We start from the raw sequence: 13,146 nt of genomic DNA, 5'->3' as shown, positions 1-13,146 counted from the left end.
CGCCTCCCCGCAGTCATCCCCCCACGCACCCGAGGAGCTCCGTCATGCCCGTCGATCCGTACGCCGTCCTCCAGGCCCTGCTGCGCGCCGAGGCCTCCCGTGCCCGCCGCTCGGAGCGCACCGCACCCGAGACACCGGCCCCGGCGCCCGCGCCCGAGCCGCCCGCGCGCCGCGAGGACCCGGGACACCGCGAGGTTCCCCTCCGCTGACCACCGGGTCCGGCCTCCCGGAGCACGGCTCCGGGAGGCCGCCTTCGACGGCTGGGCCGCCGTGCTCCCGCCGCCCGGCTGGCCCCCCGCCGACACCGCCCGGCTGCGCGCCTTCCTCGGCCACCGCCGCGCGGCCCACCGACCCGGGGGCCGGGCGTCAGGCCGCCTCCACCGCCGGGACGGTCCGCCCGCCGCGCCGGGTGTGCACGCCCACGAGGACCGCCGCCGTCGCGGCGAGGGCCGTGAGGGCCACCAGCGCGGGGACGAGCCCGACCAGCGGGCCCGCCGCCAGACAGCAGACCCCGCCCACGGCCAGCGCGGTCGGCCGCCGGCCCGAGGTGCGCAGCACGATCGCGGCGGCGCCGAGCAGATAGACGCCGACGCCCCCGGTGAGCGACCAGGCCACCGCCCCGTGCAGCGGCTCCGCGAGGCCGTAGTGCCCGGTGTCCGCGACCTGCTGGAGGGCCTTCTTCATCCCGAGCGCGCAGAGCACGACCCCGGCGACCAGCGGCAGGTGCAGGAACGTGTAGACGTCCCGCGCGAAGCGTGTGCGGTCGTCGCCGTCCAGCCCGCCGAGCCGGTGCTCGGCGGCCTCGCCCAACTGCCGGAAGTACAGCCGCCACAGCCCCGCCGAGAGCAGCAGGCCGGCCGCCGAGGCACCGAGCACGGCGTACGTGAGCGGGAAACCGGACACTCCGACGCCCATCGCCACGATGGACTCGCCGAGCGCGATGATCACGATCAGCCCGTGCCGCTCGGCGAAGTGCCCGGGGGAGTTGACCCGCCAGCCGGACGAACCGGTGACGTAGATGCCGCCGTAGTCGACGGCCACCGCGCCCAGCCACCACAGGAGTTGGGCCCGCCCCTCGAAGGCGCAGCCGATCAGCAGCAGCACCAGCGGCGGCAGGACGGACGCCATGGCCGTGCGCCGCAGGGTGACCCGCAGCGCGGTGTCCCCCGGGCTGGAGAGCCAGTACGAGGCCAGGTGCAGGACGCGCACCGCGCCGTAACAGAGCACGAACACCAGCGGCGCCGACAGCCCGCCCGGCCCGTGCGCGAAGACCCGGGGCACGGCGAAGGACACGATCAGGACGACGGCCATGACGGTGACGAGGACGCCGAACAGGGCGCCGGAGTCGGCCCGTACGACATTGCCCAGCCAGGCGAAGGAGCACCAGCACCACCACAGCAGCGCGAGCACGACCATCGCGCCCACCATCCGCTGCGGCGAGGGCGCCGCCGCCATCAGAGCGGTGACCTGGGTGATCGCGTACACGAACACCAGGTCGAAGAAGAGCTCCGCGGGCGTCACCTTGTGATCGTCCCCGGTGGCCACCATGCCGGCCCGTTCCCTGTTCCACGCCATGCGCGATCTCCCCCTCCGGGGCACCGGTTCCGGCCACCCCGGCGCGAAGACTACTCACCTCGGGGGACCGGCGGCACGACCGTCCGGAGACCGGCATTACCTCCGGCGTCATCGACCCTCCGCCCGCCGCGCGGCATGCTCGGAGACACCGGAACCCGGGCGGCGCACTCCGCTCGGGCTCCGGCCCCACCACCAGCGCCCACGTCCCCCTCAGGAGGGTGATCCGCCATGTCCCGGACCCTGCTCGCCGGTCTCGCCCGCACCACCCGGCCCCAGTCCGCGGTGCGCCGCTTCCTCGCCCTCGACGCGGTCGTCACCGGAGCCAACGGGATCGCCTACGCCACCGCCTCCCGCCCCCTCGGCGAACTCCTCGGCGTCGACGCGGGACTGCTCCTCGGACTCGGTCTCTTCCTCACCGCGTTCGCCGCGGGCGTCGCCTGGCTCGCGAGCCGCCCGCAGCCCCCGGCCGCCGCCGTGAAGCTCGTCGTCGACGCCAACGTGGTCTGGGCCGTGCTCAGCCTGGTCGCCCTCGTCGCCTGGCTGGAGCCGACCACCGCCGGCTTCCTGTGGACCCCGGTGCAGGCGGCCACCGTCGCCGGCTTCGCCGCGCTCCAGTGGGCCGCCCTCCGGGCCGTGGCGTCCGCGGCCCGCTGAGCCTCAGCCGCCCGCCGGCGCCGCCGGGAGCGAGCGCAGGTACGCGACCGTCTCCGGGTCGGCCGGAAGGAACGTCTCGATGGCCAGCTCGGAGACGGTCACGTCCATCGGCGTGTTGAACGTCGAGATCGACGACACGAACGACAGCACCCGGCCCTCGTGCTCGATCCGCAGCGGCAGAGCGAAGTACGGGTACGGCTCCGCGTCCGGCCGGTCCTCCGGGTGGGTCCGCTCCGGCAGCGGATAGGCCGCCACCTCCTCGTACAGCTTCCGCAGCGGCTCCGAACGGGCCAGCGCGATCTGACGGTCCATCTGGTCCAGCAGGTGGCCCCGCCATTCCCGCAGGTTCCGGATGCGGGGCGCCAGGCCCTCCGGGTGCAGGGTCAGCCGCATCGCGTTCATCGGCGGCGTCAGCAGGTGCTCCGGGATCCCGCCGAGCAGCAGCTCGATGCCCCGGTTGGCCGCCACCACCGTGTACGTGCCGTCGACCACGAGCGCCGGATACGGCTCGTACCCGTCGAGCAGCTGCCGGATGCCCCAGCGCAGCGTCTCCAGGCGCGGCGCGTCCAGCGGCGACTCCGTGTACCGGGGCGCGTATCCCGCCGCGAGCAGCAGCGCGTTCCGGTCCCGCACCGGCACGTCCAGGTGCTCGGCGAGCCTCAGGACCATCTCCTCGCTCGGCCGGGACCGGCCCGTCTCCACGAACGAGATGTGCCGCGCCGAGGAGTCCGCGCGCAGCGCCAGCTCCAGCTGGCTCAGCCGCCGCCGCTCGCGCCATCCGCGCAGCAGCGCCCCCACGCCCGTGTCGGTCACGACAGTCGTCATGGCCAGACGGTATCCCAGAGGGGGACCCCGGGTAGCTTTCCCCCGGGCCCGAGCCCGTCACCCCGCGCACCACCCGACCGGAGGGAGCACCGCCGTGCCCACACAGCCGCTGTCGCAGAAGGAGATCGAGGACCGTCTCAGGGAGCTTCCCGGCTGGTCCGTCGACGCCGACCGGCTCATCCGGACCTACCGGCTCGGCGACCACTTCGCGGCGACCGCGCTCGTCGTCCACGTGGCCCAGATCCAGCAGGAGCTCGACCACCACTCCGACCTCACCCTCGGCTACGACACGGTCGCGGTCGCCGTCAGCACCCACTCCGCCGGCGGCGCCGTCACCGAGAAGGACTTCGAGCTCGCCGACCGCGTGGAACGGATCGCCCCCGGCCACGGCGCCAACTGACGCCTCCGTGGGGGTGTCGTGCCGACCGGGCGCGCGGCACGATCGACACCCTCCCTGGTTCCTGCCGCTGCCCGGCGGGGTCCGGCGGGGGCCGTCCGGACCCGGCCGGGCGGCCGTCGCGTCGACCCGACCGCATTGCGGACGCGGAACGACGTGCACCGGCCGTCTTCGGGCCGAAGCGGCTCTGGCGGTCTGGACCATTGCCTCGGCAGACTCGCTCCATGTCGCCCGATACCGAAGCCTGGACGCCGATCCACGGCCTGCCCTACCGCCCCGCCCCCTACCGGCCCGCGCGGATGCCGGGTCACGAATCCCTCGCGCGTGCCGCCGAGTTGCGGGCGCGGATGGACGAGCGCAGGACCGTGCGCCACTTCTCCCCCGACCCCGTGCCCGAGCAGGTGGTCCGCGACGCCGTCGCGTGCGCGGCGACCGCCCCGTCCGGGGCGCACCAGCAGCCGTGGACCTTCGTCCTGGTCAAGGACCCCGCCGTACGGCGGCGGATCCGCGCCGCCGCCGAGCAGGAGGAGGAGCTCTCCTACGACGGCCGCCTGGGCGAGGAATGGCTCGCGGCCCTGCGCCCCCTCGGCACGGACTCCGTGAAGACCCACCTCACGGACGCCCCGGCCCTGATCGTGGTCTTCCAGCAGCGCTACTGGCTGGGTCCGGACGGCACGAAGCGCAAGCACTACTACGTCGACGAGTCGGTCGGCATCGCGGTCGGCATGCTGCTGTCCGCCCTCCACCTGTCGGGCCTCGCGGCACTGGTCCACACGCCGAGCCCGATGCGCTTCCTCTCCCGGGTGCTGGACCGCCCGGAGAACGAGAAGGCCTTCGCGGTGATCCCGGTGGGCTACCCGTCGGCCGACTGCGAGGTCCCGGACCTGGTCCGCAAGTCCCTCGACCAGGTCATCGTGGAGGTCTGACGCACTACCGTGGGGACCTTCCACAAGGTCCACATCGGGAGGTCCCCCCTTGCTCCGCATCCGCTACGAGGTCAACGGCGGCCCCGAAGTCCTCTTCGCCGAGGACGTCACCGTGCCGGGACCGGGACACGGTGAGGTGCTCGTGCGGACGGAGGCCGTCGGGGTGACCCTCCCCACCGTCCGCAAGGTGCGGGAGGGAACCGGGCCGATGCCGTTCGGAGGCGAGGTCGCCGGGCGGGTCGCCGCCGTCGGCGAGGGGGTCACCGCCTTCGCCGTCGGCGACCGCGTCACCGGGCTGTGCTTCGCGGACGCCTACGCCGAGTTCGCCGTGCTGAACACCGCGATGACCTCTCCGATCCCCGACGGCGCGAGTGCCGTCGAGGCGGTGGCCCTGGTCCGCAGCGGGCTGGTGGCGCGCGGGGCCTACGAGGCCGCGCGGGTGGAGCCCGGGGAGTCCGTGCTCGTCACCGCGGCCGCGAGTGCCGTGGGGACGCTCGCCCTCCAGTTCGCCAAGGCGGGCGGGGCAGGCCGTGTCGTGGCCGCCGTCAGCAGTGCGGGCAAGGCGGACTTCGTACGTGCCCTGGGTGCCGACGAGGTCGTCCTGTACGAGGACGCCGAGTGGGGAGCACCGTACGACGTGATCCTCGACGGCGTCGGCGGCGACCTGCTCGGCCCCGCCGTAAGGGCCCTGGCGACCGGCGGCCGTCTGGTGGCCTTCGGCTCCGGCGGCGGCACGGTGGAGGCGTACGAGCTCCTGGTCCGCGGCGCCTCGGTGATCGGCTTCCAGATGCGGGCCATAGCCACCGGCAAGCCCGAACTGTACGACCGCTGGCGGCGCGAGCTGTGGGAGCTGCGCGACGCGGGCACCCTGCGCACCGCCGTGCACGAGGAGATCCCCCTCGCCGAGGCGGCCCGGGCCCACGCCCTGATCGAGCAGCGCCGCAACCTGGGCAAGGTCGTGCTCGTGCCCTGAAGGGCGTTGCAGAAGGTCCCCTCCGGCCTGCCCGAAGCGGACCTACCGCAACGCCCCTAGGATCCCAGGCATGGCGGAGACCGTGCTCGACTACGAGGCCGAGGCAGCGCACTACGACCGGACCCGTGGCGGCGTGCCCCGCGCCGAGGCGGCCGCCGAGGCCGTCCTGCGCCTCGTGCCGCCCGGCGCCCGCACCCTGCTCGACGTCGCCTGCGGCACCGGCCTCGTCACCGAGCGCCTCGGCCGGCCCGGTCTGCGCGTCCACGGGGCCGACGCCGCCCACGCCATGGCGAAGGTCGCCGCCGGCCGGGTCCCCGGCCGCACGGTGCGCGCCGACGCCCGGCGGCTGCCGCTGCCCGACGCTTCCCTGGACGCCGTGACGGCCGTGTGGCTGCTGCACCTCGTCCCCTTCGCGACGGACGTCGTCGCCGAGGCGGCCCGGGTGCTCCGCCCCGGCGGCGTCCTCGTCGTCACCGTCGACAAGGACGCGGCCCACGACGTCGGCAGCGACATCGACGCGATCCTCCGCCCCCACCGCTCCCGGGGGCGCACCTCGGACCGCGCCGAGCTGATCACGGCGTGCGCGGCGGACCACGGTCTCGACCCCGCCCCCGGCACCTTCTTCACCGGGCACGGCCAGGGCGCCACTCCCCGCGACACCGTCCGGAAGCTGCGCGCCGGCTACTACGCCTCCTGGTTCGACGGCGACCGCGCCGCGACCGAGACGCTCGCCGCCGAACTGACCGCGCTCCCGGACCAGGACCGCCCCCGGGCCGACCCCCGCTACCGGCTCGCGAGCTTCGTCAGGCGCGGCTGAACTCCATCACCCAGTTCGTCACCCACGCCTCCGTGCCCGCCTCCGCGAACGACTGCTCCCAGCGGGCCGTGCCCGGGGTGATCCCCGACCACCGGAACCGCACCCGCACCGGCCGTCCGGCATAGGTGTCGTCCCCGTGGAACTCACCCGTGCCGTCGGCCGAGAAGCGACCCCGGACGGGCGGGTCCAGCCGCCCCGTACGGCTGGAGGACCAGTTCAGCGTCCACTCGCCGGTCTCCGGCTCGTACAGGCGCAGCGTCAGACCGCTGAACCCCTCGGAGGGGAAGACGATCTCGTCCACGTGCGCCCGGCCGTCCCAGAACAGTGAGCCGGTCGTGTGTCCGTCGAACTCCCGCCACCCGCTCGCCGGGTCGAGGAAGTCGGCGAGACGGCGGTTGCGGACCCGCCACCGTCCGTCGAGGAAGGCGAAGCCGTCGGCACTCACGCGCGGCCTCCCGTCGGGCCGGAGGGCAGCGCGTCGGCCAGGTAGCCCGCCAGATCGGGCGTCCCGGCGGCCAGCACGTGCCGCACCCAGGCGTCCCGTTCGTGACCGAGCGGACCGAGCTCCCACACGCAGCCGATCCACGACCGGTCCACCCGGACGAAGTGCGCCGGATCGGTGTCGGGGCAGTCCAGGGCCGGCTGGCCGGCGGCGCCGCCGCCGAAGTGGAGCACGTTGTCCCACACCCAGCTGTACGCGTTGAGGTACGCGCCGCTGTCACCGCCGCGGTGCAGCACCACGAAACCGGCCGCCGGGGTGCCGTCCGGCTCCGGCAGGAGCTCCGGAAGCAGGGCGTACGCCGCCGCCTCCACCTCCGGTTCGATGCCCTCGGGGCCGGAGGAGACGTGGTAGCGCTTCAGGTGCCGTCCGGCGATCTCGACCGGCGGCAGCGCGAGGAGGTTCTTCTCTGCGAAAGCCATGGCTGGACTGTAGGAACGCTCCACTGACATCTTGTGTCAGTGAAGTCCAGCCGCCTCCTCTCGATCCTGCTGCTGCTCCAGACCGGCGGCCGGACGACCGCGGCCCGGCTCGCCGAGGAGCTCGGGGTCTCCGTCCGCACCGTCTACCGCGACGTCGAGGCCCTGCACGCCGCCGGAGTGCCGCTCTACGGCGACGCCGGACACCGCGGCGGCTACCAGCTCCTGCCGAGCAGCCGCACCCGGCTCACCGGACTGTTCGCCCCCGAGGCCGAGGCCCTGGTGCTCTCCGGCATGCCCGGAGCCGCCGAGGGGCTCGGACTCGGACCGCACTTCGCCGACGCCCGGCTGAAGCTCCGCGCGGCCCTCCCGCCCGCCCTGCGGGAGCACGTCGACCGGCTCGCCGCCCGCTTCCACATCGACGCCCCCGGCTGGTACGACGAGGGCGACGAGGTGCCGTTCCTGCCCGAGGTCGCCGACGCGGTCCGCGCCGGACGCGTCCTGGAGGTCCGCTACCGGCGCTGGAAGGAACCGACCGACGTCGACCGGCGCCTCGAACCGTTCGGTCTCGTGCTCAAGGCCGGCCGCTGGTACCTGATCGCCGGACCCGGCCCCCGCACCTACCGGGTCGACCAGATCCTCGCCCTCACCGTCACCGACGACGAGGCCGCGATCCCGGCGGACTTCGACCTGGCCGCGCACTGGCGGGCGAGCCGGAGCGACTTCCACCGCCGTCTGCACCGGGGCGAGGCCGTCGTCCGGATCTCCGCGCGCGGCGCCGCCCGGCTCACCGGCGCCGCCGCGCGGGCGCTCGCCGACACCGGCGTCCCCGAACCCGACGGCTGGACCCGCGCGGTGCTCCCGGTCGAATCCCCCGAGCACGCCCACGACACCTTCCTCGGTCTCGGCGCCGAGGTGGAGGTCCTCGCCCCCGAGGACCTCCGCGACCGCATCGCCTCGACCGTGCGGGCACTTGCCCACCGCTACGGCGCCTGACGGGACCCGTCAGGCCGACGGACCGCCCCAGACCTGCGCGGCGAACGCGGCGAAGGAGCGCGGCTCGCGGCCCAGGACGCGCTTCACGCCGTCCGTCGCCGAGGCGTTGTGCCCGTCGAGGAGCGTCGCGAACAGCCCGGCGAGCCACTCCGCCTCACCGGCCGGAAGCCCGAACCCGTCCAGCAGCCCGGCGTACTCGGCCTCCGACACCGGCCGGTAGACCACCGGGCGGCCCGAGGCACGGGCGATCTCCGCCGCCACCTCGGCGAAGCCCACCGGCCGGGGACCCGTCACCTCGTGCACCCGCCCCGCGTGCCCGTCCGCCGTCAGGGTCTCCACCACGACGTCCGCCAGGTCGTCGGCGTCGATGAACGGCTCGGCCGTGTCACCGGCCGGGAAGACCACCGCGCCCTCGGCGACGCCCTCCGCGAGCAGCCCCTCGGAGAAGTTCTGCGCGAAGAACGAGGCCCGTACGACGGTCAGTTCGACCCCGGACGCCGCCGCCCGCAGGGCGTCCTCGGCGAGGACCGCCTCGGGCTCACCGCGCCCGGAGAGGAGGGTGAGCCGCCGCACCCCGCTCTCCGCGGCCAGCCGGCCGAAGGCCTTCATCGCCTCGACCGCGCCGGGGGCCGCCAGGTCCGGGTAGTAGGCCACGTACGCGGCGTCCGCGCCCCGCAGCGCGGGCGCCCAGGTCGCCGGGGCCTCCCAGTCGAAGACGGTCGCCCCGCTGCGGGAGCCGGCCCGGACCGTGACCCCGCGGGCGGTCAGCCGCTCGGCCACCCGCCGCCCGGTCTTGCCGGTGGCGCTCGTGACCAGGACCGTCGTGTTCTCGATGTGGTGCGTGTGCGTCGTCATGGCTCAAGACTCCCGCCCCGGGCGCCTCCCGCCCATGCTCCGCAGTCTCACCTCCCTACGCCTCCGTCTCACCCCTCCGCGGCCCGCGTCACCGGGGGCCCGGTCGCTCGGGCACCGCGACCCGGTCCGCTCGACGCGGCACCGCCTAGGCTTGCGCACCATGGACGCACTCGCCGGACTGCTCGACGGGCCACGCGCCAAGGGCGCCTTCCTGCTCCGCATGATCATGGAGCCGCCGTGGTCCGTGCGCATCGAGGACGAGGCGCCGATCTGCCTCATGTGCGTCACCGACGGCGAGGCCTGGATCGTCCCCGACACCGGCACGCCCGTCCTCCTGAGGCCCGGGGACATCGCCATCGCCCGCGGCCCCGAGCCCTACACCGTCGCCCACGCCCCCGACGCCGCGCCCCACGCCCGGATCGGCCCCGACGGCTGCTGCACCACCCTGTCCGGGGAGCCCCTCGCCCAGTCCATGCGCCTGGGCGTCCGCACCTGGGGCAACACCCCCGACGGCGGCACCACGGTGCTCGTCGGCACCTATCTGATGGACGGCGAGGTCGGCCGCAGGCTCCTCGACGCCCTGCCGGGCCTGGTGCACCTGCCCGCCGACGTGTGGAACTGCCCCCTCATGCCGTTCCTGGACGAGGAGATCTCCCGCGACGAGCCCGGCCAGAGCGTCGTCCTCGACCGGGTCCTCGACCTGCTGCTCATCGCCGCCGTCCGCGCCTGGTTCTCCCGGCCGGGCGCCGAAGCGCCCGCCTGGTACCGCGCGATGGGCGACCCGGTCGTCGGCCGGGCGCTCCGGCTGCTCCAGAACGATCCCGCCCACCCGTGGACCGTCGCCTCGCTCGCCGCGAAGTCGGGCGTCTCCCGGGCCGCGCTCGCCCGCCGCTTCACCGAGCTCGTCGGGGAGCCCCCGATGGCGTACCTCACCGACTGGCGGCTCGCGCTCGCCGCCGACCTGCTGCGCGAGACGGACGCCACCGTGGAGTCCGTCGCCCGGCAGGTCGGCTACAGCGGGGCGTTCGCCCTGAGCGCCGCCTTCAAGCGCGTCCGGGGGATCAGCCCGCAGGAGCACCGGGGGCGCGGCTGACGGGAGCCCACGATGTTGCCGTACCGGCAACATTTCTCGCGTTCCCCGGCGGTGCGGCGCAGGCTGGTGCGATGAGCCAGCACCCCGCGTCCCCCTCCGGCCCTCAGCACGGCGCCGGTCACGACCACCGATCCCACGACCACGGGTCGCACGACCACGGATCCCAGGACCACGGGTCCGGCGAGCACGGGTCGCACGACCATGGGTCCGGCGACCACGGGTCCCACGACCACACCCACCTCGACTGGAGCGAGATGGCTCCGCTCCTGGAGCGGCAGGCCGAGATCGCGAGCCCCGCCTACGCGGAGGCCGCCGCCTGGCTCGGCACCCTGGTGCCGGTGCAGGGCGTCCGCCGTGTCCTCGACGTCGGCAGCGGACCCGGAGTCGTCACGGGCCTGCTCGCCGAGGCGTTCCCCGCCGCCGAGGCGGTCGCCGTCGACGGAGCCCCCGAGCTCCTCGCCCGTGCCTCGGCCCGGGCGGAGGCCCGCGGTCTCGGCGCCCGCGTCTCCACCCTGCACGCCGAACTCCCCGCGGACATCGGCACCCTGGGGACGGCCGACCTCGTCTGGGCGGGCAACGCGCTGCACCACATGGGCGACCAGGGCGCCGCCCTGGCACGGCTCGCGGACCTGCTGAACCCCGGTGGTCTCGTCGTCCTCGTCGAGGGCGGCCTGCCCCGACGGCACCTGCCGCAGCACATCGGGATCGGCCGGCCCGGCCTGGAGGCCAGGCTCGACGCGGCCCATGCCACCTGGTTCGGCGAGATGCGCGCCGAGCTGCCCGGCTCCAAGGACGAGCCGGACGACTGGCGGGCCCTGCTCACCGCCGCCGGACTCACCCCGGCCGGCACCCGCACCTTCCTCGTCGACCTTCCCGCGCCGGTCTCCCCGGCCGTCCGGGAGCTGGTCCTCGCCCACTACGGCCGCCTGCGGGACGGGATGGCCGCCCGGCTCGACGCCGACGACAAGGAGACGCTCGACCGGCTGCTCGACCCGGCCGACCCGCTCTCCCTGCACCACCGGACGGACCTGTTCCACCTGACCGCCCACACGGTCCACACCGCGCGCAAGGGCTGACGGCCCACACGGTCCACACCGCGCGCAAGGGCTGACGGCCCACACGGTCCACACCGCGCGCAAGGGCTGACCGCCCCCGCCGCCCGGGTCAGGACACCGGCTCCAGCCGCCACCACTGGAACGGCGAGTCGGTGTCCTCCCACTGCCGGAGGTTCCCCCCGGCCTCCAGCGACTCGTCGGCGACCTCCAGGAAGAGGCCGCTGACGAAGCTCACCAGGGCCACCGTCCCCGGCGACTGGAGATCCTGCTCGATGATCCACTCCTGCGCGCCGAAGTTGTTCGCCCTCCACTGCTGGATGCCGGCGCCGTTCTCCGTCGACGCGTTCCTGACGTCGAGCCGCTTGCCGCTCGCCGCGTTGACCAGGTGGTAGAGCCCGCCGCCGTCGGTCACGGGCGTGATGTGCCAGTGCTGCCCGGCACTTCCGTCCCCGGTGCCCTGCTGCACGGCGGCACCGCTGCGGCCCGAACCGCCGTACACCTCCAGGAGCAGCCCGCTCGCCACGTTCCGTACCCGGTAGACGCCCGCCTCGACGGGCTCCGGGGCACCGCTCACCGTACCGACTCCTTCTCTCCGCCCGGCCGTTGCACCGCGCGGCCGACCCGGCCGCGCGCACCTTCCGGGTCCGTCTCCGACTCTACGTCCGGGGTACGACAACGGCCGGATGCCGCCCTGCCCACCGCTCGGCACCCGCGCCGCGCCTGGCACGATGGGCCGGTGACCGATCCCGAACTCCTCGACCTGCTCGACGATCCCGCCCGGCTCCTGCGCCACGACCGCGCAGAGCTCCGCGCCCGCCTCGACGCGCTGCCGGACGAGCACGGCGGCGTGGGCCGTGAGGTGTTCACCCAGGCCGAGGCGGTGTTCGGGACCACCCCGGTGACGCCCGCCGAATTCGCCTCCTGGCTGCACTTCGCCGCCGCCGTCCTCGGCCACCGGGAGTACGCCCGGGACGTGGCCACCGCCGCGCCGGGCCTCCCGTGGCGGACGGTGTGGGCCTGGTGGCGGCCGGTCGGCGCCGCCGAGGCGGACCCGAACCTCAGCGGCGACCGCTCCGCCGAGGTGTACGAGGCCGGGGGCGCCGAGCTCCTGAAGGTCTGGGCCCTGTGGTGCGAGGACGCCTGGTTCGACCTGGCCACCGGCACGCCCCGGCCCGCCCCCGCCGAGGGCACGGCCGAGCCGTCCGAGGAGGCCGACCCCGAGGGCCCCTGGCTGTTCGACGCCGACGACGTGTCCCGGACCCTGCACACCCCCGACGGCTGGGAGGAGCCGCTGCCTCTGGAGGGCGGCCGGTACGTCTTCCACGACGCGCGCGGGGTGGCCGTCGTGGAACGGAACGACGCGGCCCTCGCCGACTGGCCCGACGGCGGCGCCGCGCCCTCCCACCCGGCGCCCGGCGTCCGGCCGTGGTTCCGGCCCGGCACGAGGGACGCCGACGGCCCGCTCACCGCGGCCCGCCTCGACGCGGTATTCGGCGCCTCCCGGGTCCTCCGTGTTCCGGCGGCCGGCCTGCCGGACACCCTCACGCACGCACCGACCCGGACGCTGCTCACCGGCGCCGGTCTGCCCCGCCGCTGGGCGGCGGGCGTCACGGCCTTCGCGGTGGCCGACCCGGTCCTGATCCCGGGGCCGGAGGGCCTGCTGCGCGTCGGCGCGTTCGACCTCGGGCACTGCGACCCCGGGGAGGTGCTCCTCCACCCCGGGACCGGCGCCGTCCTGCTGCGCCAGCCGGACGGCAGCCACGGCCCCGGCGGCGACGCCGCCTTCCCGCTCGTCCGCGACCTGGAGTCCTTCGTCCGCTTCCTGGAGGGCGTCCGCCGTCACATGGGCGTCTGCTGGGACCCGTATCCGGGGGAGGACGGGGTGCGGGACTTCCTCCGCGCGATGGAGGCCGTCGACGCGGAGGCCCTCGCCGGGGGCGCGCCGGGGGCGGAGGTCTGGGAGCACCTCTTCGCCTCGATCACCGAGCTCGGCGTCGAAGGCTACTGAGCGCCGGAGGAACGACGATGGGGGGCGCCGCCGTGGCGGCGCCCCCCATGTCTG

Annotated in this window: 16 protein-coding genes; 10 read left to right on the top strand and 6 right to left on the bottom strand. The window is 75.1% G+C overall.

The window, feature by feature from the left end; genetic code table 11:
• The first annotated feature begins 44 nt into the window (after nucleotides 1-44).
• Complete coding sequence (locus tag ACFYXU_RS25360; protein ID WP_376509426.1) at nucleotides 45-209, top strand: hypothetical protein; 165 nt, start codon at nucleotides 45-47, stop codon at nucleotides 207-209.
• Nucleotides 210-366: 157 nt separating this feature from the next.
• On the opposite strand, the gene ACFYXU_RS25355 is transcribed toward ACFYXU_RS25360, so the two are convergent.
• Nucleotides 367-1,575 (bottom strand): low temperature requirement protein A, encoded by a 1,209-nt coding sequence (locus ACFYXU_RS25355; RefSeq protein ID WP_376509428.1) that lies wholly within the window; start codon nucleotides 1,573-1,575, stop codon nucleotides 367-369.
• 228 nt (nucleotides 1,576-1,803) lie between these two features.
• On the opposite strand from ACFYXU_RS25355, the gene ACFYXU_RS25350 reads away from it, so the two are divergent.
• Nucleotides 1,804-2,229 carry a hypothetical protein gene (locus ACFYXU_RS25350; RefSeq protein ID WP_389460085.1) on the top strand — a complete coding sequence of 142 codons (426 nt, stop codon included), beginning with the start codon at nucleotides 1,804-1,806 and terminating at the stop codon, nucleotides 2,227-2,229.
• 3 nt (nucleotides 2,230-2,232) lie between these two features.
• Here ACFYXU_RS25350 and ACFYXU_RS25345 read toward each other — a convergent pair whose 3' ends face one another.
• A complete protein-coding gene (locus ACFYXU_RS25345) occupies nucleotides 2,233-3,054 on the bottom strand; it encodes a helix-turn-helix transcriptional regulator (RefSeq protein ID WP_329853881.1) in 822 nt (273 codons plus the stop codon).
• Between the two features lie 94 nt (nucleotides 3,055-3,148).
• On the opposite strand from ACFYXU_RS25345, the gene ACFYXU_RS25340 reads away from it, so the two are divergent.
• From ACFYXU_RS25340 to ACFYXU_RS25325, 4 genes are all read left to right on the top strand, one after another.
• Nucleotides 3,149-3,454 carry a 4a-hydroxytetrahydrobiopterin dehydratase gene (locus ACFYXU_RS25340; RefSeq protein ID WP_329853879.1) on the top strand — a complete coding sequence of 102 codons (306 nt, stop codon included), beginning with the start codon at nucleotides 3,149-3,151 and terminating at the stop codon, nucleotides 3,452-3,454.
• 221 nt (nucleotides 3,455-3,675) lie between these two features.
• Nucleotides 3,676-4,377 (top strand): nitroreductase family protein, encoded by a 702-nt coding sequence (locus ACFYXU_RS25335; protein WP_376509434.1) that lies wholly within the window; start codon nucleotides 3,676-3,678, stop codon nucleotides 4,375-4,377.
• A gap of 49 nt (nucleotides 4,378-4,426) precedes the next feature.
• The gene (locus ACFYXU_RS25330) at nucleotides 4,427-5,350 is read left to right on the top strand and encodes a zinc-binding dehydrogenase (protein ID WP_361397869.1); all 924 of its coding nucleotides are present in this window, start codon (nucleotides 4,427-4,429) and stop codon (nucleotides 5,348-5,350) included.
• A gap of 70 nt (nucleotides 5,351-5,420) precedes the next feature.
• Nucleotides 5,421-6,167 (top strand): class I SAM-dependent methyltransferase, encoded by a 747-nt coding sequence (locus tag ACFYXU_RS25325; RefSeq protein ID WP_389460082.1) that lies wholly within the window; start codon nucleotides 5,421-5,423, stop codon nucleotides 6,165-6,167.
• Here the strand turns inward: ACFYXU_RS25325 and ACFYXU_RS25320 are convergent.
• Complete coding sequence (locus ACFYXU_RS25320) at nucleotides 6,154-6,612, bottom strand: hypothetical protein (RefSeq protein ID WP_389460080.1); 459 nt, start codon at nucleotides 6,610-6,612, stop codon at nucleotides 6,154-6,156. The genes ACFYXU_RS25325 and ACFYXU_RS25320 overlap by 14 nt on opposite strands.
• Nucleotides 6,609-7,088: a hypothetical protein gene (locus tag ACFYXU_RS25315; protein ID WP_376509439.1), complete on the bottom strand. Its 480-nt coding sequence runs from the start codon at nucleotides 7,086-7,088 to the stop codon at nucleotides 6,609-6,611. The genes ACFYXU_RS25320 and ACFYXU_RS25315 overlap by 4 nt, the downstream gene beginning before the upstream one ends.
• Before the next feature lie 39 nt (nucleotides 7,089-7,127).
• On the opposite strand from ACFYXU_RS25315, the gene ACFYXU_RS25310 reads away from it, so the two are divergent.
• Complete coding sequence (locus ACFYXU_RS25310; protein WP_389406335.1) at nucleotides 7,128-8,081, top strand: helix-turn-helix transcriptional regulator; 954 nt, start codon at nucleotides 7,128-7,130, stop codon at nucleotides 8,079-8,081.
• Nucleotides 8,082-8,090: 9 nt separating this feature from the next.
• On the opposite strand, the gene ACFYXU_RS25305 is transcribed toward ACFYXU_RS25310, so the two are convergent.
• The gene (locus tag ACFYXU_RS25305) at nucleotides 8,091-8,936 is read right to left on the bottom strand and encodes an NmrA family transcriptional regulator (protein WP_389406334.1); all 846 of its coding nucleotides are present in this window, start codon (nucleotides 8,934-8,936) and stop codon (nucleotides 8,091-8,093) included.
• A gap of 160 nt (nucleotides 8,937-9,096) precedes the next feature.
• On the opposite strand from ACFYXU_RS25305, the gene ACFYXU_RS25300 reads away from it, so the two are divergent.
• Complete coding sequence (locus tag ACFYXU_RS25300) at nucleotides 9,097-10,029, top strand: AraC family transcriptional regulator (RefSeq protein WP_376509442.1); 933 nt, start codon at nucleotides 9,097-9,099, stop codon at nucleotides 10,027-10,029.
• A 71-nt stretch (nucleotides 10,030-10,100) separates the two neighbouring features.
• Nucleotides 10,101-11,105 carry a methyltransferase domain-containing protein gene (locus ACFYXU_RS25295; protein ID WP_389406333.1) on the top strand — a complete coding sequence of 335 codons (1,005 nt, stop codon included), beginning with the start codon at nucleotides 10,101-10,103 and terminating at the stop codon, nucleotides 11,103-11,105.
• Between the two features lie 88 nt (nucleotides 11,106-11,193).
• Here ACFYXU_RS25295 and ACFYXU_RS25290 read toward each other — a convergent pair whose 3' ends face one another.
• On the bottom strand, nucleotides 11,194-11,658 hold the full coding sequence (locus tag ACFYXU_RS25290) for an RICIN domain-containing protein (RefSeq protein ID WP_389406332.1): 465 nt from the start codon (nucleotides 11,656-11,658) through the stop codon (nucleotides 11,194-11,196).
• A 162-nt stretch (nucleotides 11,659-11,820) separates the two neighbouring features.
• On the opposite strand from ACFYXU_RS25290, the gene ACFYXU_RS25285 reads away from it, so the two are divergent.
• A complete protein-coding gene (locus ACFYXU_RS25285) occupies nucleotides 11,821-13,092 on the top strand; it encodes an SUKH-4 family immunity protein (protein WP_389460078.1) in 1,272 nt (423 codons plus the stop codon).
• The last annotated feature ends 54 nt before the right edge of the window (nucleotides 13,093-13,146 follow it).

Origin of the sequence: Streptomyces sp. NPDC002232, assembly GCF_042890295.1 — a bacterium.
GTDB lineage: Bacteria > Actinomycetota > Actinomycetes > Streptomycetales > Streptomycetaceae > Streptomyces.
The sequence above is the reverse complement of the archived record's forward strand: the minus strand, read 5'-3'. Positions and strand labels throughout refer to the sequence as shown.

Bases quoted from the DNA above. Each gene is read 5' to 3' on its own strand.
- ACFYXU_RS25360 (WP_376509426.1), top strand. From the start codon at position 45: ATGCCCGTCGATCCGTACGCCGTCCTCCAGGCCCTGCTGCGCGCCGAG.
- ACFYXU_RS25355 (WP_376509428.1), bottom strand. From the start codon at position 1,575: ATGGCGTGGAACAGGGAACGGGCCGGCATGGTGGCCACCGGGGACGAT.
- ACFYXU_RS25350 (WP_389460085.1), top strand. From the start codon at position 1,804: ATGTCCCGGACCCTGCTCGCCGGTCTCGCCCGCACCACCCGGCCCCAG.
- ACFYXU_RS25345 (WP_329853881.1), bottom strand. From the start codon at position 3,054: ATGACGACTGTCGTGACCGACACGGGCGTGGGGGCGCTGCTGCGCGGA.
- ACFYXU_RS25335 (WP_376509434.1), top strand. From the start codon at position 3,676: ATGTCGCCCGATACCGAAGCCTGGACGCCGATCCACGGCCTGCCCTAC.
- ACFYXU_RS25325 (WP_389460082.1), top strand. From the start codon at position 5,421: ATGGCGGAGACCGTGCTCGACTACGAGGCCGAGGCAGCGCACTACGAC.
- ACFYXU_RS25315 (WP_376509439.1), bottom strand. From the start codon at position 7,088: ATGGCTTTCGCAGAGAAGAACCTCCTCGCGCTGCCGCCGGTCGAGATC.
- ACFYXU_RS25305 (WP_389406334.1), bottom strand. From the start codon at position 8,936: ATGACGACGCACACGCACCACATCGAGAACACGACGGTCCTGGTCACG.
- ACFYXU_RS25300 (WP_376509442.1), top strand. From the start codon at position 9,097: ATGGACGCACTCGCCGGACTGCTCGACGGGCCACGCGCCAAGGGCGCC.
- ACFYXU_RS25295 (WP_389406333.1), top strand. From the start codon at position 10,101: ATGAGCCAGCACCCCGCGTCCCCCTCCGGCCCTCAGCACGGCGCCGGT.